Source organism: Candidatus Paceibacterota bacterium (assembly GCA_028714275.1).
In the GTDB taxonomy this organism is placed as follows: Bacteria; Patescibacteriota; Minisyncoccia; order Phycocordibacterales; family CAINVO01; genus CAINVO01.
The window spans coordinates 1-19,142 of sequence record JAQTMP010000002.1 but is presented as its reverse complement, the minus strand read 5'-3'; the positions used below and the strand labels follow the sequence as shown (position 1 = coordinate 19,142).

At 45.1% G+C, this 19,142-nt stretch carries 21 protein-coding genes and 1 tRNA gene; 11 read left to right on the top strand and 11 right to left on the bottom strand.

What is annotated here, in order from left to right; translation table 11 throughout:
• Positions 1 to 16: 16 nt before the first annotated feature.
• From PHF79_00480 to PHF79_00450, 7 genes are all read right to left on the bottom strand, one after another.
• Entirely contained in the window at positions 17 to 394 is a 378-nt protein-coding gene (locus PHF79_00480) for a hypothetical protein (protein MDD5318286.1), read from the bottom strand.
• A gap of 43 nt (positions 395 to 437) precedes the next feature.
• Positions 438 to 1,727: an ABC transporter substrate-binding protein gene (locus PHF79_00475; protein ID MDD5318285.1), complete on the bottom strand. Its 1,290-nt coding sequence runs from the start codon at positions 1,725 to 1,727 to the stop codon at positions 438 to 440.
• 73 nt (positions 1,728 to 1,800) lie between these two features.
• Positions 1,801 to 2,343, bottom strand: coding sequence for a methyltransferase domain-containing protein (locus PHF79_00470; GenBank protein ID MDD5318284.1), 543 nt, complete (start codon positions 2,341 to 2,343; stop codon positions 1,801 to 1,803).
• A 326-nt stretch (positions 2,344 to 2,669) separates the two neighbouring features.
• Entirely contained in the window at positions 2,670 to 5,165 is a 2,496-nt protein-coding gene (gyrA, locus tag PHF79_00465; GenBank protein ID MDD5318283.1) for a DNA gyrase subunit A, read from the bottom strand.
• Positions 5,166 to 5,171: 6 nt separating this feature from the next.
• The gene (locus PHF79_00460; GenBank protein ID MDD5318282.1) at positions 5,172 to 5,408 is read right to left on the bottom strand and encodes a hypothetical protein; all 237 of its coding nucleotides are present in this window, start codon (positions 5,406 to 5,408) and stop codon (positions 5,172 to 5,174) included.
• A gap of 36 nt (positions 5,409 to 5,444) precedes the next feature.
• Entirely contained in the window at positions 5,445 to 6,203 is a 759-nt protein-coding gene (locus PHF79_00455) for an MBL fold metallo-hydrolase (protein MDD5318281.1), read from the bottom strand.
• A 20-nt stretch (positions 6,204 to 6,223) separates the two neighbouring features.
• Positions 6,224 to 7,066 carry a hypothetical protein gene (locus PHF79_00450; GenBank protein ID MDD5318280.1) on the bottom strand — a complete coding sequence of 281 codons (843 nt, stop codon included), beginning with the start codon at positions 7,064 to 7,066 and terminating at the stop codon, positions 6,224 to 6,226.
• A gap of 231 nt (positions 7,067 to 7,297) precedes the next feature.
• On the opposite strand from PHF79_00450, the gene PHF79_00445 reads away from it, so the two are divergent.
• The 3 genes from PHF79_00445 to PHF79_00435 all read left to right on the top strand — a co-directional run bounded on the left by PHF79_00445 (position 7,298) and on the right by PHF79_00435 (position 10,462).
• Positions 7,298 to 8,638 (top strand): hypothetical protein, encoded by a 1,341-nt coding sequence (locus PHF79_00445; GenBank protein ID MDD5318279.1) that lies wholly within the window; start codon positions 7,298 to 7,300, stop codon positions 8,636 to 8,638.
• Between the two features lie 164 nt (positions 8,639 to 8,802).
• Complete coding sequence (locus PHF79_00440; GenBank protein MDD5318278.1) at positions 8,803 to 9,909, top strand: S1 RNA-binding domain-containing protein; 1,107 nt, start codon at positions 8,803 to 8,805, stop codon at positions 9,907 to 9,909.
• 178 nt (positions 9,910 to 10,087) lie between these two features.
• Positions 10,088 to 10,462, top strand: coding sequence for a hypothetical protein (locus PHF79_00435; protein MDD5318277.1), 375 nt, complete (start codon positions 10,088 to 10,090; stop codon positions 10,460 to 10,462).
• 178 nt (positions 10,463 to 10,640) lie between these two features.
• Here the strand turns inward: PHF79_00435 and pth are convergent, their stop codons facing one another.
• Positions 10,641 to 11,306 carry an aminoacyl-tRNA hydrolase gene (gene pth, locus PHF79_00430; protein MDD5318276.1) on the bottom strand — a complete coding sequence of 222 codons (666 nt, stop codon included), beginning with the start codon at positions 11,304 to 11,306 and terminating at the stop codon, positions 10,641 to 10,643.
• An 81-nt stretch (positions 11,307 to 11,387) separates the two neighbouring features.
• On the opposite strand from pth, the gene lepB reads away from it, so the two are divergent.
• From lepB to PHF79_00390, 8 genes are all read left to right on the top strand, one after another.
• A complete protein-coding gene (gene lepB, locus PHF79_00425; protein MDD5318275.1) occupies positions 11,388 to 11,996 on the top strand; it encodes a signal peptidase I in 609 nt (202 codons plus the stop codon).
• Positions 11,997 to 12,036: 40 nt separating this feature from the next.
• On the top strand, positions 12,037 to 13,245 hold the full coding sequence (locus tag PHF79_00420; GenBank protein MDD5318274.1) for a His/Gly/Thr/Pro-type tRNA ligase C-terminal domain-containing protein: 1,209 nt from the start codon (positions 12,037 to 12,039) through the stop codon (positions 13,243 to 13,245).
• A gap of 65 nt (positions 13,246 to 13,310) precedes the next feature.
• Positions 13,311 to 13,544: a 30S ribosomal protein S21 gene (locus PHF79_00415; GenBank protein ID MDD5318273.1), complete on the top strand. Its 234-nt coding sequence runs from the start codon at positions 13,311 to 13,313 to the stop codon at positions 13,542 to 13,544.
• Between the two features lie 18 nt (positions 13,545 to 13,562).
• Positions 13,563 to 13,958: an rRNA maturation RNase YbeY gene (gene ybeY / locus PHF79_00410; protein MDD5318272.1), complete on the top strand. Its 396-nt coding sequence runs from the start codon at positions 13,563 to 13,565 to the stop codon at positions 13,956 to 13,958.
• 24 nt (positions 13,959 to 13,982) lie between these two features.
• Positions 13,983 to 15,185, top strand: coding sequence for a cell division protein FtsA (ftsA, locus tag PHF79_00405; GenBank protein ID MDD5318271.1), 1,203 nt, complete (start codon positions 13,983 to 13,985; stop codon positions 15,183 to 15,185).
• Between the two features lie 75 nt (positions 15,186 to 15,260).
• On the top strand, positions 15,261 to 16,433 hold the full coding sequence (ftsZ, locus tag PHF79_00400; protein MDD5318270.1) for a cell division protein FtsZ: 1,173 nt from the start codon (positions 15,261 to 15,263) through the stop codon (positions 16,431 to 16,433).
• A 6-nt stretch (positions 16,434 to 16,439) separates the two neighbouring features.
• Entirely contained in the window at positions 16,440 to 17,393 is a 954-nt protein-coding gene (locus tag PHF79_00395) for an FAD-dependent oxidoreductase (protein ID MDD5318269.1), read from the top strand.
• A 73-nt stretch (positions 17,394 to 17,466) separates the two neighbouring features.
• The gene (locus PHF79_00390; protein ID MDD5318268.1) at positions 17,467 to 17,841 is read left to right on the top strand and encodes a hypothetical protein; all 375 of its coding nucleotides are present in this window, start codon (positions 17,467 to 17,469) and stop codon (positions 17,839 to 17,841) included.
• Between the two features lie 165 nt (positions 17,842 to 18,006).
• On the opposite strand, the gene PHF79_00385 is transcribed toward PHF79_00390, so the two are convergent.
• The 3 genes from PHF79_00385 to PHF79_00375 form a co-directional block, all read right to left on the bottom strand.
• Positions 18,007 to 18,165 (bottom strand): hypothetical protein, encoded by a 159-nt coding sequence (locus PHF79_00385; GenBank protein ID MDD5318267.1) that lies wholly within the window; start codon positions 18,163 to 18,165, stop codon positions 18,007 to 18,009.
• A gap of 192 nt (positions 18,166 to 18,357) precedes the next feature.
• Entirely contained in the window at positions 18,358 to 18,879 is a 522-nt protein-coding gene (locus PHF79_00380) for a GrpB family protein (protein MDD5318266.1), read from the bottom strand.
• 46 nt (positions 18,880 to 18,925) lie between these two features.
• Positions 18,926 to 19,000, bottom strand: a tRNA-Glu gene (locus tag PHF79_00375).
• Positions 19,001 to 19,142 lie beyond the last annotated feature (142 nt).

Here is a 19,142-nt window from a genome sequence, read left to right as displayed (position 1 = left end):
TTATAATATTTATTAATTATTTAACTAGGATAAAATCCACCTTGACTCCCAGCTTGACCAGGATAAACTGCACGATCAGCCACGCCGCAAAAGCAATGACCATACCGATGGCCGTACTGGTAAAAATGCCGTGGGCCTTGCTGATCTTGCCACTGTCGCCGGCGGAAAAAATGTACATCGCCCCGGCATAAATAAAAAGAAAGACCGCTATCAAAGTGGCGAGATACAGTACAAAACTGATAAAATTGCTGGCAAGCTGCATGAGGTCGTTGAAGTCACAGCCCCCATCTTTACTAAAACAAGGCAAGGACAGATTGGTCACTACCAGACTCGATCCTGAAAACTGATAAAAATATTTTTTGGTCTGATTCTTAATTTTTTTTAAAAATTTCATTTTTTTTACTTCGGCAATTCGCTTTTTACTTATTTTAGCTACTTTACTTTAGCAAGTCCTGGATTTCGGCCCTGGCATCCGCCGCTGCCTCACTCGAATGACGGCTGTTGGTCGATACTGATTGTATCATAGTCTGAAAAATATCGTCGCTCTTAGCTGGATCCGGATCATACCAGCCGCGGCTCTGCAAAGCTGATTGATAAAAAACCGTGAGGTTAGCATTGCCTGGATTTTGGGCCAAAAGATCACGTCGGACCGGAGGCAGATTGAGTGTATTTGTCAAAGTTGTAATAGAGGCTGGACTGGTCAAAGCAAAAATAGTCGACAAAGACCCTGCAATGTTTTTTGAACTTTTAGTGATGGCAAAAGCACTGAGTTTTCCATAAGTAATCTTGTTGGCACTCGGACTTGGCTGAGGAAGAGGAGCCACGTCAAAATTGAGATTGGGATTTTTAGCTTGTAAATCAGATGCTTCACTGGCATAACCGACATAAAGAGCCAAGTTGCCGGCTAGAAAATCATCCTTGGATGCCGGCAAAGACCGACTCCAGGAATAAAACTTGTTGGTGGGATCTGCAAACTGGGTATAAAAATCTATTACCGATCCTGCGGTCGCGCCGGTCGTATCATTTTTTTGATCTAAAACTGAAACCAAGCTGCCAGACTGAGCGTCACGAATGACAATTGGGTTGCCAGACTGGAGAAAAAGAGCCGCTAAAATTTCTTTAGCGTGCGTGACATTGGCGGTTTCGCCAAAAGAAATGAGCGATTGCTTGATATGTGAAGCCTGGTCAATCTGAATTATTTTGGGAGCAATAGCGGGGATGTCACTCCAATAAGCTGGCGGATTGGCTAGTCCCGCGGACGAAAAAATATCCCGATTCCAATACATCACCAAAGGATCGATCGAAAATGGAATACCGAGCACTCCATTGGCTGTCAAAAAAAGCTCACCCTCGCTGACAAAAGTATCTTTGAAAGTCCTTTCCGGGTAACTGGTAAATGGAATGGTGAAAAGTTTGTTCTGATCTTTGGCAATCTCAGACTCAGGAATCAAAACCACATCGGGGCCTTTACCCTCTGCCAAAGCGTTGACCAATATTGTATCAAAATTTGCTGGATCAATCTGGGCATAGGTGGCATTGATCACCGCTGACTTTTGATTGACGTCTCGGATTATGTTGTTGATCGTAACCTCAGGCAAAGTCCCCCAAATGACTACCTGCGAACCGGGACCGCTGTTGCCCGAGGTACCGAGGCGGGCAAAAACCAAAACCCCTCCTATGATCAAGAGGAGAAAAACGCCAATCGTCACTAGTTTAAATGCGCTCATGAATTGATAATATATCTGTGCAATCTAGCTTTTGTACTTTAATTGTACCGTATTAAAAACGAATAACCTAGGGCTATTTCTTGATGGGTGTGAATAGTAGACCGTAGTGGTGATCCCCTGCTGGAAATTCTTTTTCTAAAACAAAACTATTTTGACGTCCCAGCGTGGCAGCTTCATCCCGGCTAATCACCTGATCGGGATGCGGCCCAAGGTGACCAAAAGATGCGAGCCAGTCGACGACGACTAGTTTGCCCGTGGGTTTTAGGATACGAAGTGCCTCATTAAACATTCTGACCCGAGAGGCGTTGTCATCCGCCTGAAAGAGACGATTGATTATAAAAACTCGATCGACAGAATGCTCCATCAGACCGCTGCCGTTTTCTCTTTCAACATTGGCATGAATGATCTCAATATTTTTTAGGCCCTGTCTGTCGGCTTCATTTTTTATCCGCCGCAAAAGATCAGTCTGGACATCAAGTGCATAAATTTTTCCATACTCGCCTACTTTTTTCGCTGCTTCAAAAACATGGTAGCCCGCGGCCGCACCAAAATCCACCACAATCATGCCTTCACCTATATAAGCTTTGGCGATGTGTTTTTTGGGATTAGCGAACATGAGCATATTATATACCAATTTTCCTTCGACTCATACACCTAAAAGAGCACGGATAAAAAGTCTACTGACTTTTTTCCTCACACTCGGACCGTCGTCCTCCGTGAGTCTCTTTTAGGTGTATGAGTCTACGGAAAATTACTATATTAAATAATTAGCTTAATTCTCTGTAGATACATACACTAAAACACCTTGCGCAGCGCGACATTGTTTGATTTATCAAACAAGAAGTGCCCTTGTGGTACGACGGCGCGAGCAGAGCAATTTTTCAGCAGAAAAATATGCGTGTGGCTTTAGTGTATGTGTCGAAAGAGAATTGATATGAATGTCTATAGACAAATTAATGATGCTATACCGTCTCCTTCTCGGAGCTTCATAATACGCACACCTTGAGTATCGCGTCCTAGGGTCGCGATTTCACCGAGACCGCAACGGATGACCTGGGATTTTTTAGAAATAGCCACGGCTTCTTCGAGCTCGGGAGTGACGATGATAGCTGCAATAAGAGCGCCAGTCTTTGGAGTCACTTTGGAAGTTTTGATGCCCGAGCCGCCACGGTTTTGGGTTTTGTATTCTTTGAGAGGAGTTTTCTTGCCATAGCCATTGCCAGAAACGGTCAAAATACTGGCGTCACCCGCGGTAGTTTTTTTAATGACATTAGCTCCCACCACATGTTCACCTTTATCAATTTTCATCACGCGCACACCTCCGGCCCCTCGTCCCATTTCACGCACGTCTGACTCCTTGAAACGAATCGACTGTGCATCAGAACTGACCACGATCATGTCGTCGCCTTTTTCCACAAATGAAGCTGAGACTAGGTCATCGCCGGCATCGAGACGGATGGCAATGATGCCGCTGCGACGAACATCGTGAAAACTTTCGGCGGCCACTTTTTTGCCTGTGCCATTTTTGGTCACCAAGAAGAGCGATAGCTCGCTACCCTTTTTAATCTCTTTTGGCATGGGCAGGATGGAAGTAATTTTTTCTTCAGCTGAAAGAGCGAGGAAATTCATAATGGACTTGCCTCGAGTGGCTCGCTTGCCTTCCGGAATATCATACATCTTGATCTGATAGGCTTTGCCTTTATCAGTAAAGAAAAGCAAATCACTGTGGGCTGACGCCGTCAAAAAGTGAGTGATAAAGTCTTCTTCTTTGGTATCAAGATCTACGACACCCACTCCTCCGCGCTTTTGTTTGCGATATTCATCTGGATCAGTCCGTTTGATGTAGCCGCCAGAAGTGAGGACTAGCACGCTTTCCTCATCAGGGATCAAATCCTCTACCGAAAAATTCTTGGCATGATGCTTGACCACCCGAGTCTTGCGAACATCAGCGTATTTAGCGCGGACTTCGGCGAGCTCGTCTTTGATAATAGCTGGGATACGCTTGGTATTTTTCAAAATATCTTCGAGGTCCGAAATCAAAAGCTGCATGGCTTTGAGCTCTTCCTCGATTTTTTTGCGCTCAAGGCCGGCGAGACGCTGGAGCTTCATATCGAGGATCGCCGCCGCCTGTAAATCAGAAAACTTAAATTCCTTCATCAAGTTGAGGTGAGCGGTCGGAGTATCTTTTGAAGCTTTGATCAGCTTGATGATGGCGTCGATATGATCAAGCGCTTTTTTCAAACCAAGTAAAATATGTTCGCGGGCTTTAGCCTTAGCGAGATCAAATTCCGTGCGACGACGAATGACTACTTTTCGGTGGCCGATGAACTCTTCGAGACAGCTCTTGAGAGAAAGGGTCTGAGGAACTCCGTCCACCAGGGCCACCATATTGAAATGGAAAGTGGTTTCAAGCTGAGTGTGCTTGTATAAAAAGTTGAGGACATTTTGAGGATAGCTGCCACTCTTGAGCTCGATAGCAATGCGAATGTCCTTGGTGGATTCATCTCTCAGGTCTTTGATGCCTTCGAGTTTTTTCTCGCGCACAAGCTCAGCGATGGATTCCATCAAGGAAGATTTGTTGACACGGTATGGGATTGACGTGATGATAATTTTTGAATGGCCTACTTTGTCTTCAACAATTTCAGCTTCTCCGCGCACCACCACGCCGCCACGACCGTGGATATAGGCATGCGCAATGTCTTTTTCTCCATAGATCACACCGCCTGTAGGAAAATCCGGACCTTTGACAAACTGGAGCAAGTCGTCAGTAGTAGCGTCTTTATTGGCGAGTAGATGAGCGGTCGCATCCACAAGCTCACCGAGATTGTGCGGAGGAATGTTGGTGGCCATGCCGACGGCGATACCGAGGACACCGTTGAGCAAGAGATTGGGCACCGCCGTCGGCAAGACAGTCGGCTCTTTGCGTGAACCGTCATAATTGGGACGATAGTCGACTGTCTGTTTTTCAATATCTCGCAAAAGCTCTGAAGTGATCCGAGCCATGCGAGCTTCGGTATAACGCATAGCCGCCGCTGAGTCTCCGTCAATGTTTCCAAAGTTTCCTTGACCAAAGACGAGCGGATAGCGCAAGGAAAAATCCTGCGCCATGTTTACAAGTGCATCATAAATAGACGCGTCTCCATGAGGGTGATAATTTCCCATCACTTCACCGACTACGAAGGCTGATTTACGAAACTTGGCTGAAGAAGTCAGGCCGCGCTCATGCATGGCATACAAAATACGTCTATGTACCGGCTTGAGTCCGTCACGTACATCAGGCAAGGCACGCTCCGTGATCACTGACATAGCGTAGTCTATATACGACTCTTTCATTTCGATAGTCAGGTTGCGAGGAGAAATCTGCTCGCTGCCAATACCTTGGACACGCAAATTATTTTCATTCTGATGTTTCGGATTTTCCGCGGAATTTTTTGGCATATGCGTTTATTTTTGTGAACTATTTTGACTGTTTTGATAACCCTGACTAATAGTCTCTCCCAAAGCGGATAGAGGGTTGGCAGCGGCCACCCCAGCCAAAGCTTGATTTGAAGACAAACCAGCAATAAAAGAATGCAGCCAGATCCCAAAAATCAAAATGGTCACCCCGAAACTGACACCGAGCGCCACCATGTGACGATACGACTCAGGCTTTTCATGTAATTTTTTAATAAAATTTTGCATTTTTTTACTTTTTACTCATTACTATTTTAGTTTACATTATACCTTTGAAAGCACTACCACGTCACCTTCTTTACCTTCCAAATCTTTTTTCTTGATAGTGAGTTTGTCCGTCGGAGCGGCTGATTCCCCTGCTTCCTTCAAAAAAGTTTTAAGCGCCTCTTCTTTTATTTTTCCATTGGTCCCTTCGTAATGCATAGGAATAATGAGTTTAGCTTCAAGCTTGACGCCTAGTTTGTAAGCTTCTGCGGCTGTCAGCACCCCCTCTCCGCCTATTGGCACAAAAAGAATATCCACCGTATCGATGCCCTCCACTGTCTCTGGCTTCAGATCAGTGGACCCGAGGGCGCCCAGAAAACAGAGATTGATTCCGTCTATTTGGAAAGTATATATAGTGTTGATTGATTCACCTTCGTCACTATCTGTTTTATCGTTAGCAGAATGGTATTTTGACACTGAAGGAAAACCTCGAATAAAAACGCCCCGAGTTTCATATTCACCAGGTCCATTGATAATAAAGGGCTTTTTGTCTCCATAGGAATAGTCCTCGCCTCCAGCCATATCTTCGTCGAGGACCGTTTGCAGAACCACATCAGCCCCGAACTTGGAGGTTTTAAAAACGGAGTCTCTAGCCGGTGGATTGGTCACCACCGTGAGGTCTCCAAATTGGAGCTTGAAGCACTCTAAACCTTGATAAGTGATGACCATAGTGGGGATATTGTAGCATAGACTTCTGGCCAAGAAAAGAGAAAAAGGATGAGAAAAGAAAAAGGCCGAGCAGCGCATGTGTGGTGACATGAGCTACTCGGACCTTTGATTTACAAATGTGGCTGGTTGCCATTAGCCAACGGGATTTTGATGCCGTCAGCTTTTCTGACCATTTTTCGGAGGCTTTTGACGACCTCCCTTGAACCCACCATGATGATGGGCAGAGCCTTTCGGACAAGACCCACTGAGGTGGTGAACCGGAGATTAATTTTCTCCTTTCTGATCCTCCAGTCACCGCTTCCCAAACTTGCATCGAGCATATCCCTGTAAGTCTGTTGGACTGGCTGTCCCACAAAACCTTGCAGGAAAGTCCGATTCAAGTACAGGACGGTCTTGTCAATCTTGGAGTAGAGCTTTCGTTCCGCACACACTTTGACTTTGCCAGACTTGCGAAGATGTTCGTAAGCCTTTTCTGTGGCAAGGTAGTTCATCAACTCGACGTCGATGAAATATATGTACTGAAGCTCCCGACCAATTACAACTTTTTTACCTTCACGCCCAAGCTTCCTACTCAGAATCTTGGACTTGCCCCGATTGATACCCCCTAGACCAACTCCCCCATAAAAAACGAGGGCGTAAACGCCGTGCATAACGTTTACCAAAAAGCTGACTTCCTTTACCTGCTCGTGAAGAGTGACGACCTGGGAGATTGTCGGCCGATGCGCATGACGATGGTTGCACATCTTGACTTGGACTGCGAGGCTATGATCCTCGACAAACACATCCGCAAAGGATGCATAGTCCTGGTCTGTCGAGACAACTTCTCCGCCGGTGATCTTGGCACACAGCTCTTCACCGAAGCTGGCGACCACTTCAATCACTTGATTGGCCGCGGCATAAAAATTCCTGCCAGATAAAGATCTGCCCGTATTTCTGATTGTTAATCTTTTCACTTTACCCTCCTTTCCAGTTGGGTTTTGAGCTATTTTTTATTCTGATTTTATTGTACCTTCATTTGTCAAAAATAATTTTTAAAAACAGTGTAAAAGCCTGTGGACAACATATTAAAAAATAAAAACTGACAAAGAGGAAGAGGCTCTTTACAAACAAAATTTAAACGCGTATCGTTGCCTCAGAACAATAAGCACCATGACATACAACATCCAACAGAAAGGAGGCGTCAGATGCAATATTCTTACGTTATCGATTGGAAACGGGCTTTTGCGGTTTTTGATAGGTTGATTGCTAGGCTTCGCGTCAAGCAACACCCTTTCGATCACAGCACTCCGCCCCAGATCAGGCAAAACATGCCCGACAACTTGATTTTTGGCGGCTCTGAACATGCCGTTTTCTTGTGGACCGTCTGCTACTACATGCGCGGAGGCATTGATAGCAAGGTCGCCGTGCAACAGCTCACCCTCATCCATGAAAGGAAGCCGTATTTGTTTGTTCCGGGCTACCTGGTCAAAAAAATACGGAATCTGGCCCTCAAAAATGGGGAGATTCCCTACGGCCCAAAGCTGATTGCCCTGTTGACCAAGGAGAAAGTTTATCAGGAGCTCAGAAGTGAGCTCCAGGCGCACGGATTAGGCTTCAGCCACGAGGAAAACGCCCGTTTTTGGATTTTAAATGCCATCAAACTTCACAAGTTTTGGCAATCTGATCCACGACGCTTGTTTGATCAGGTCAATTCATTTGATGACCTAGTTGATCGCATCGCCAACAGCGGCAAGTTTAAACTCAGTTCGCCAAACGGCTTTCTGGGTTTTCAGCACAAGATGGTCAGCATGATTACTTACTTCTTGGCTGAGACAAACCTGGTCGATCGACACACCATTCCGGTGCCTGTGGACTTTCATGTCCTCAGGATGTTGCTCTCAAACGAGATCATCAAGCCAAACTGGAACATGCAGGTAGGTGACAATGTGTTTTCTCCCCAGCTGCTCAGCACTGCGAGAGAAGCCGCTCAAAGCTACTGCGAGCAAAGCAAGATCGACATGGTCGAGCTCTGTGATGCCCTTTGGCTTTTCTCAAGAGCCATGTGTTCGTGGCATCCGGACAACGAAAGTCAGACTCCGGACAAATCCGAGAAAAGAAAGGAGCAGCAAAAGCTCCGGACCAATCGGAAGAAGCAATTGGGGCACAAACCCAGACCGGAAGATGGATTGGCGTTGTTTGAAAATGCCACCAAAAGTCCTGGAAGGAAGTCGCGTGTCCTCCACGTGGCGCCGACCTGGGGCGAAGCTCAGCTTGCAGCTTACGACCGCTCCTGTCGGATGTGTCCCGTGGCGGACAGTTGCAAGTTTGCGGTGCCGTCGGCTCCATACTATCTCGGAGGCCAGCTTCGGCTCCGCTATAGATCTACGCCGGAAACGGATGTTCTTCTTTTCAATCTATCGGAGGTGCCTATCAAAGTCCCGACCAGTGAATGGGACAAACAGGCCGCCAAAGAGCAGGCGCTTCAGTTTATTGGAAAGGATGGAACAAACGGTGTGGGCAGCGAGACCGAGGTGATGCTGATTTGAGTTGAATCCCCCCCCGACCAGGTTTGCTGGTCGGGGGTTTGTATTTTAATTGCAAAAATATCCCTTTTAATATATATTGTCTCCATTATTAATAGTTTAGCCACAAGTAACCTCGCATTGTGTTATGACAGACTTTCATGCGAACCTTGTGGCTCTAACCATATATGATTAAAACAGCAGATAAAGAAACCATTAAGGACATAAAGGACAGTAAAAAGGACAGTCCCATGGGCAAGATGCTCAACGACACTGTCACTCCTCCAAGCGTGGCTGACATTGTAGAAGGTCCTGTCATCGCCATCGACAAAAAAGGTGTGTTTGTGGACTTGCACCCATACGGTACCGGTATTATTTACGGCCGTGAATATATCAACGCCCGCGATATTATTAAAAAAGTAAATATAGGAGATAGCATCGCCGCCAAGGTTGTTGGCTATGATCACCCCGAAGGCTATATTGAGCTCTCTCTAAAAGAAGCTAAACAAGCCCTCATCTGGAGTGAAGCCGAAGAAGCTATCCGTTTGAAAACCGCTTTCGATCTTCCCGTCGTCGAGGCCAACAAGGGTGGTCTTATCCTCTCATGGCAAGGTATCCAGGGATTTTTGCCTGCTTCTCAGCTCAAGAGCGACCACTACCCTCGAGTCCTTGACGGCGATAAAGATAAAATCCTGGACGAGCTCAAAAAACTTCTCGGCAAGCGTATTTCCGTAGTCATTATTTCCGCTTCTCCAAAAGAAGGCAAGCTTATTTTCTCAGAAAAAAATCCTGAGCAGAAAGACAAGGAAAAAATCGTGGGCAAATATGCTGTCGGCGATGAAGTCGAAGGAAATGTCACTGGCATGGTAGATTTCGGAGTCTTTGTAAAACTTGAGGAAGGTCTCGAAGGCCTAGTCCATATTTCAGAGATTGACTGGGCGCTCGTCGAAGATCCTCGCGCCCTCTTTAAAGTCGGAGATAAGGTAAAAGTAAAAATTATCGAAATTAAAGATGGCAAAATTTCCCTTTCCATCAAAGCCCTCAAAGAAAACCCTTGGAAGGCTGCAAGTAAGAAATATAAAAAAGATGATGTCGTCACCGGTGTAGTGATTAAGTTCAACAAACACGGAGCTCTGGCTAGTATCGAAGAAGGTGTGGCTGGACTTGTACATGTATCAGAATTTGGCACTGAAGCCAAGCTTCGAGAAACCATCGAACTCGGTAAAAGCTATAGTTTCAAAATCAATCTTTTTGATCCAAAAGAACAGAAGATGGCACTAGGCTTTGTGAAATAGTAGTAAACAAAATCCTCCACCTACTTTCCGGAACACGCGTAAAAGTCTGCTGACTTTTCTGCTCTGCTCGGCGCCGACGCGCCTGCGCAAGTTTCCGTCAAGTAGGTGGAGGATTTTGTTATTACCATTGACACAAAGCCAATAATGCCTTACTATTTGCTACAGACTTTTTAGAAAAATGACAATTCATAATCGGTTGTTCACCGTCATCGTCCTCAATGCCGCAGTCCTCAGCACAGCACATATCAGCGATCATCAAGGCCTGAAAAGCCTGATCGTTGACCTGGATGTCCAGAATCAGTGTGCGACCAGCCTCTACTTCAACTCCGACCATCCCAACATGGTGGTTTTGGATACAGAGGTTGTGCCGCCGGATGCCTGCAAGGCCTTTCGGACGACAAAGCTCGAAGTGTTCCACTTCGACCAACCTTCAAACGGCGAAGCGGTCCATACCTTTTTCCAAAAGGCTGAGGACCTTCTGCGGTTGAGAGTGGCCGCGCGGGAATCCGGTCGCGGTCGGCTGACTACAGCCATCGCGGCGGCCGCCTGCTAAAAGCACGGTACTCTTCTGGTCTGGCCAGCCAAAAAGCTGGCTGACGGAAAAAATCAAAGCCGGAGCCCCACACACCAGTGGGAGCTCCGGTCTTTTTTTTACCTTTCCACCAATTATAAAAAAAGTAGGACCTTTCGAACGGGTTAGCGAGTCTTCGAGCGCTTTAATGAGAAAGGTCCTACTTCTTTTTGTTATTTATACTCCCTGCAGCATGAGACCTACCCTCTTCTAGAATTATTTTCACATAGTCCGCAGATTCTTTTGAAATTTTCTTCATCTGTTCTAGCTCAGCAGGTTTAAATTTTCCAATAATAAAATCTAAAATTTTGTCATTTGAGGGCTTTTTGATTTTGCCACTAGGAGTCGAGGGAGAAATCCCTATCTTTAAACGTGTAAAAGCCTCCGTCTTGAGGGCGCGGATCACAGACTCCACCCCACGGTGACCTCCTGACCCTCGATTGAAAGCCAATTTTGATGATCCAAAGGCCAAGTCTAAATCATCATGGATGACAATGAGCTGCTCAGCTTTCTTAGCATTTGACACTAGAGGCTTGAGGGCGCTGCCGCTTTTATTCATGAAGGTTTCTGGCAGGATTACCATCACCTTTTCTTTAGTTTTTTTTGAGAGTTTATGAGCGCCAGTGGGTTTGCCTTTTTTGAGCATATTTGTTTCAAACACGACTGTCATTACTCGTTCCGAAATCAAGGCATTGTATTTTTTACTAAAAATAAAATCCGGAAAATCATTTCTTTTGGCAAAAGCCTGTGCGACCATCCGGCCGACATTGTGTCGCGTATTTAGGTATTCTTCTCCTGGATTTCCGAGACCAGCAATGATTAGCATGGCTCCAATTGTAGCATAAAAAGCCACGACATGCTTCTCCCCCTTGTGTCAAACCAAACTTTCGTCGTATTATTCCGCCATATGAACAATGAAATCCAGCCGGAAGAAAACCAAGACTTTGAAAAACCTATAAAAAAGACCGTGGATGAACCCTCGCGTTGGGAGCTTTTCCGTTTTGCTATTATCTTGCTCGCCATTTTCATTCCTCTGCGGATTTTTGTAGCCAGTCCGTTTGTAGTTTACGGCAGCTCAATGGAACCAAATTTTAATACCGGCGACTACCTGATTGTGGATGAGCTCTCTTACCATTTTCACACTCCCAATCGAGGAGATGTCATAGTCCTCACCCCTCCAGTCTCGGACAAAAAATACTTTATCAAACGAGTGATCGGCCTGCCAAACGAAACTGTCAGTGTAGATGGCGATCAGGTCTACATCATCAACGCAGATCACCCTAAAGGTTTTGAACTAAAAGAGCCCTATCTAGCTTTTCATAAAGGGCCGCAAGGCACTTGGCATTTAGGCCCAGACGAGTATTTTGTCATGGGTGACAACCGCGACGTCAGCTCGGATTCCCGTTCTTGGGGACCCCTCAAAGCTGATAAAATTGCCGGCCGAGCTTTTTTGAGACTGTATCCTTTCAACAAAATATCGTTGCTCCCAGCCCAAGGCTACACATACCAGCCTTAACTTTAGGAAAGTAGGAAAATAAAATAAAGCTTTTAATCCAATGCCGAAACAAAACAATCACTATAAAAAAGCTTCAGCCATCGCCGAACACTATGGCTTTCTCCCATCTCCCGAATTCGAAGTTGAAAAACAAGACATCGCTAAAGGTAAAACCTTTAAAGAAGCCATCGCTAGAGAAGTGCACCCTTTCAAGGATGAGAGTTGCGCTTTTTCTGGTTATGTCGAAGAAAAAATCTGCATCGTGCGCAATAGTATTGAAAAAAAACTGGTGTATCTCCCCCAGCCTCCAATGATTTATTATGAAGGCCCAATGAAGGGCAACACCCACCTCAAGCGTACTGGCAGTGAAAAAACTTTCAATCTAGACATCATCGGCAATTCAAGAAGTATTTCTGACGCCATGCTTATTGAGACCTGCTATGTCATCGTTAAAGAATGTCGTCACAACAAAGACGTAATAGTGGAGCTCAACAGTATTGGGGACAAGGATTCTATTGGACGCTTTGCCCGCGAATTGACTAACTACTTCAAAAAACACTCCAACGATCTATCGACAGAATGTCGTTCACTTTTAAAAAAGGATGTCTTTGCCCTACTGACAACTACCCACAAAAGCTGCATTGCCTTGCGGGAAAATGCCCCTCCTTCAATCAACTTTTTGTCAGAAGCCAGCCGTAATCATTTCAAAGAAGTGCTCGAGTATCTGGAATCCTTGAGTATTCCCTACACTATCAATCCTTTATTGGTCGGCAACAGAAGCTATTGCATGGGAACTATTTTTGAAATCAAAGCGATACCCAAAGACAAGGAAGACTACGAGGTGGTGGCCATCGGTGAACGCTACAATTCCTTGGCTAAAAAAGTCTGGGGTAAAAAAGAAATCCCAGCGGTCGGAGCGGCGGTACTCATTCCGCAGGATTCAAGCGGGTCATCCAAATCTTCTTTAGCAAAAAAGAAAGTCCAAGCCCCACGTTTCTATTTCATTCAGCTTGGTTTTGATGCCAAGCTCAAGAGTCTGGGTATTATTGAAATGCTCCGCAAGGCCAAAATCCCCGTCCTGCAATCACTTTCCCGGGATAAACTCACGAGCCAGCTGGGATTGGCAGAAAAACTCAACGTGCCTTATGTCTTGATCATGGGTCAAAAGGAAGCGGTAGAAGGCAGTGTAGTGGTGAGAAATATGCTCAATCGGGCCCAGGACACAGTTTCAGTAGACAGACTGGTCGAATATTTAAAAAAGCTAGCTTAAAATAAACTGGAAGAGTTGATAAGGTTGCCATAAATAAAGGGATATGGTAGTCTATCCCTACTATTATGATAAATGTCCAAGTAGAGAAAAACCCGACAGAGCACACAACGTCCATCATTCGACGTTTTACTAAACGTGTCCAAGAGTCTGGAGTGCTCAACCGTGTCCGCTCACTTCGCTATAGCGCTCGCAACGAGTCTTCGTATGTGCGTAAAAAGAAAACTCTCAAAGTCCTTCGCCGCCGCGACGATATCCAAAAAATGATCAAGCTCGGCAAAATGCCAATCAAAACTCGTTAAGTCAAATTCGCCAAAGATATGAGCGAAAAATTTTCAGTCACCGTTAAAGTAAAAAGCAATCCTATCAACGGATTGCTTTTTCGTACTATGGAAAAAATCAAAGACTTCATCATGGGAGCTGACTACGAGCTTAGCCTGGTCATCATCGGTTCGACTCGTTCACGTGCCTTAAATAAAACCTACCGCAAGATAAACAAGCCGACAGATATTCTTAGCTTCACTTTGGACAAAAAATGTGGTGAGATTTTTATAGACCCCCATCGCGCAGCGATTAAAGCTAAAAAATTTGAGAGGACATTTGATAATTTTTTACTTTTCCTATTTATCCACGGGCTTTTCCATTTGAAAGGATTCGAGCATAGTAGTACAATGGAAAGCAAGGAAGAGAAAGTCCGAAGAAAGTTTAAAATTTAGCTAAAATTAAAGGCCCAAATCTACATGGCACGCTCTATCGCTGTTGGCATTGATATAGGTACCCACCAGATCAAGGTGGTAGTGGCTGAGCTCGCGCCTGAAAAAGACAAAGAAGTGCCCCGCATCATTGCCACCGGCTACGCCGAGTCAAAAGGACTTCGTCATGGCTATATCACCAATGTGGCCGAAGCAGCCAAAAGTATTCGCACCGCTATCGCTCAAGCCGAAAAAAGTGCCGGCATCCGTATTCGAAAAGCATACCTCGCTGTCGGAGGAGCTGGCTTGTCTGGAGTGACCAATATCGGGACAGTTTTAATTACCAAAAATGATTCCGAGATCACCGACGCTGATGTTAAAAAGGCCCTCGAGTCCAGCGAAAATGAGCTCCCTGAATCATTCACTCTCAACCGCAAAATTCTCCACACTATTCCCTTGATGTTTCGGGTAGACGGCCGTACCGTCCTCGGCAAGCCTCAAGGTATGAAAGGTTCAAAGCTCGAAGTACGCACCCTTTTCGTGACCTGTTTGAGCCACCATTTGAGTGACTTGGTCAAGGCCCTAGGAGAAGCGGACGTTGAAATAGAGGACGTCATAGCTGCCCCTCTGGCCACTAGCTTTGTGACTCTGACCAAGACTCAAAAAATAGCGGGGTGTGTCCTGGCCAACATTGGCGCCGAAACAGTTTCTATCATTGTTTTTGAAAATAATATTCCCGTGTCTGTCGAGGTATTTTCTATCGGATCAAACGACATTACCAACGACATCGCGCTTGGTCTAAAAATTTCGATCGAGGACGCCGAGCTCATCAAGCTTGGCGGGCCAAAATCAGTCCAATATCCAAAAAAGAAACTGGATGAAATTATTTTGGCCCGCCTCTCCGATATTTTTGAGCTGATCGAGGGTCATTTGAAAAAAATAGAACGCAGCGGTCTCCTGCCTGCTGGCATCATCATCACTGGTGGCGGTTCGGGTGTGACCAATATCGAAGAATTTGCGCGCATATCTCTAAAACTTCCCTCCAAAAAAGCTAGCTTCAAATTCCCGGTCCCTCTCAAGGGTTCCTTTCGTGAAGCCGAGTGGGCTGTCGCTTATGGCCTCTGTCTTGTGGGTCTCACCAGCGAAGACAATGACATCACCAGCCTCAGACCTGGAACTAGCGCTATAAGCAAGGTTGGTTTGAAAATTTGGCCCTCTCTAAAACGTCTGTTTGCTCAGTTGCTCCCCTAGTGATATGATTGGCACATTCGTAAAAAGTCAGGAAAAAATTAAGCAGTCTTTATATAATCTTTAACACCTTATCCCATGCCACAAGTCAAACCAGAAGTAGAAACATTTGCCCGCATTAAAGTGATCGGAGTCGGAGGTTCAGGTAAAAATGCCATCAATCACATGATCAACAGCAAGGTTCGCGGCGTTGATTTTATTGCCGTCAACACTGACGCTCAGGATTTACATCATTCTCTCGCTAAACAAAAAATTCATATCGGAAAAAATCTTACCAAGGGTTTGGGTACTGGCATGAATCCTGATCTTGGCAAACGAGCCGTCGAAGAAACAAAAGAAGAAGTCCAGGAAGCTATCAAAGGTGCCGACATGGTATTTGTAGCTTGCGGACTCGGAGGCGGTACCGGATCTGGTGCCAGTCCTATTGTCGCTCGTACAGCTAAAGAGCTTGGCGCTCTCACTGTGGCCGTAGTCACCAAGCCTTTCTTTTTTGAGGGTCAGCAGCGCATGAAAGTAGCTGATATTGCTTTAGAAGAGCTTCGCAAAGAAGTGGATGCCATCATTATTGTTCCCAACGATCGTCTCTTAAACAATATTACCAAGGAAACTACAGCTAAAAGTGCTTTCGCCATGTGTGATGAGATTCTCAAGCAAGCCGTAGAGGGTATTTCTGACCTTATTACTACTCCTGGTATCATCAACATCGACTTCGCAGATATTCGCTCCATCATGCAAAATGCTGGCGCGGCTCTTATGGGTATCGGTACCGCTTCAGGTGAAAAACGAGCCGAAGAAGCAGCCAAAGCGGCTATTAGCTCCCCTCTCCTTGAGCTTTCCATGGCCGGCTCAAAAGGCGTCCTCTTCTCCATTGCAGGTGGGGATGACTTGACTATGTTTGAAATCCAGGATGCTGCCAAGATCATCACTGAGTCAGTGGATGTCAACGCCAAAATTATTTTCGGTACCGTCAAAGATGAAAAGCTCAAGAAAAGCGAAATCAAGATCACTGTCATTGCTTCAAGCTTTCCTGACAGCGGAAATGTCCCTGGCAAAAAATCTCTTTTTGACAGTACTTTCGGCATCGGAGCGGTCACAAAACAGGATTCAAACGCAAACGGTGAGAAAGGTAAGATTTTCAATTCCGTCACCCCTTCAGAATCCACTGCCGAAGAAAAGAAAATTGAAGTCGTCGGAGATGAGGATGATTGGGCAGCCGTGCCCGCGTTTCTTCGGAGGTCAAAACTAAAGTAATTAGTTATGATTTACGATTTAGCTATCATTGGAGGAGGACCTGCAGGTGTAGCCGCTGGTGTGTATGCAGCGCGCAAAAAACTCAAGACTGTTTTTATTACCGAAAGCTTTGGTGGACAGAGTATTGTATCTGAAGGTGTGGAAAATTGGATTGGCTCAATCAAAATCAGCGGCACTGAGCTGGCCAAAAATCTCGAACAACATCTCAAAGCTTACGCCAGCAATGAAGTTTTTATAAAGGAAGGGGTAAGGGTGCAAAAAATTGAAAAAATTGACGACATCGAAGCCAAATTTGCTGTCATTACTTCAGGTAAAAATGCCGACGGATCACCTGAAATTTTTAAAACCAAAACTGTCCTCATCACAACAGGCAGCTCACGCCGCCGACTCCAAGCTGTTGGAGCAGACCAATTTGAGCATAAAGGACTCACCTACTGTGCCAGTTGTGATGGACCTCTTTTTACTGGTCAAGATGTAGCCGTGATCGGTGGGGGCAATGCAGGCTTCGAGAGTGCAGCCCAGCTGCTTGCCTATTGCCGATCTGTCACTCTTTTGCACAAGAACGCGGATTTCAAAGCAGACCCTGTCACCGTCTCGGCAGTCCTCGCCAATCCTCATATGAAAGCCGTCATGGATGTCTCTATCCTTGAAGTCAAAGGGGATAAATTTGTGACGGGTTTAGTCTATAAAAATAATAAAACTGGCGAATCGACCGAGATTCCCGTCACCGGTATTTTTGTCGAGATTGGAGCTGTACCAGCCACTTCTTTTGTGGCCGATGTAGTTGCTTTGGCTCCAGGAGGCTTTGTCGTCGTCGATCCACGCAACCAACGTACCACCACAGACGGCATCTGGGCTGCCGGTGATTGCACCGATGGCCTCTATCATCAAAACAATATCGCTGCTGGCGACGCTGTCAAAGCTTTAGAAGATATTTATGTTTATTTGAGGGCTAAATAAAAGATTTTTATACCTTTACAACATCTGCGATAGATGATACTACATAAGAGGAAACTATCCCTGAAAGGAGGTGATGGAAGTGAAATCGGAGAGAAAATATGAAATAGCCTTGATGCTGATGGTTAAGTTCTGGCGAGAGGGTTATGTTCACATTCTGCATAGTTTCGTGAATGATGGCGAGGTGCGGACAGATGAGCATACGCCTCTGGAAGAGCTGAGGGCCTACGTCAGGAGAATCAAGGAGGGAGAAAAAGATGACCTAGTCCTCAAGCAGATCGCCATGATCTGGCTTGCGCACATGTTCATCAGGGACTCGAAGCTCGGGTTCGGAAGTGGCTGTGGCAGAATCGTAGGCAATCATGCCAAGGCGATTGGTATCGAGACAGCAGAGCTAAAAGAAATGTACCTCGAAATCCTCATCGAGCGATTGAGAAAGGATTATCGTTGAGACATTTCTCTGTAATCAAGAACAGGGGTTGGAAGGACATCAACTTCCCATAAAAAGGTAATTGCACCTCTCGCACATGCGACAAGGGCAGAACAAGAACTTTTCTTCTAGTTTCAACGCCGTGCCATGGAATATGGCGCGGCGTTTTGTCTTGATGACCTGATTTTATTTTGTAAATGCAAAAGACAAAAGCACGATAGTTAAGGCATTGAGAATCACCAAGACTAAGGCTGTTTGCAATTTTGTTGCAAGGGGGTTATTCATAATATAAACCGTATAGATTATTGCAACAATCCCCGCACCAATAAAATTTCCTCTTATCATATTTTTATAAATAATTTAGTGAATAAAAAGTCCACCTCATTATACCAGTTTTGAACCCTTCTCACAGGGCCTGAGGATGTGTTGATAGATATGGGTTTAAAAGCTGTGACCCGATAGGGTGGCTTTCAGAACTTGTAGAACAAAGAGATACTATAAAAGTCGGTATTGAACAATTAGCTGCTTTTGTATGATTTATTTAGTATTCTCACTCTTTTCAGCTAAAGAAAGTATTTTTTGAACGAACTCCTCCTTATTACCTTTATACGAACGGTCTATCGTTGCATCTTCTCTTAAGAGATTAAGCTTGTATTGTTCATATTCTTTTCTGGCTTCATCGTGTTGAATGAGATAGTCTCGAAATAAAATCTGTCTTTTCCAATACGATCCTTTGTCTGTATAAGCGATAGACAAATGATATTTCGTAGGACTACCTTTCTTAAAAAAGTGTCTTTCGGGAGAAGATATCTCGGGTTTATAAACGTAACCTAATTTTTCTAATGGAGCAATAAAATCATTTGCATTCTCAGATGAAGCTATGAGTACTGCTACATCTATTATTGGCTTAGATAACATATTAGGAATTGATGTACTGCCGATATGTTGAATATCAATGTAATTATTTCCGAATACGTTCTTGATTTTTTCAGCTTCCTCCTGATAGTCTAATATCCATTTTTCGGAATACGGAACAAGGATGCTATTAAGCTCTGGCATATAGATTTGAGTATACCAAGAAGTTCACGACATTCACAACGTTCACTGGTGACCCTACGCGGAGTCGAACCGCGCTTCTCGCCTTGAAAAGGCGATGTCCTAACCGATAGACGATAGGGCCGTCGAAATAGCTCCACAACTATAACATTTTTTGTAAAAAAGGCAAAAAACTGTTATAGTCATGGGACTTTTGGGGGAATGGCAGAGTGGTTGAATGCGCAGATCTCGAACATCTGTAGGGGTGAAAGCCTCTCGTGGGTTCA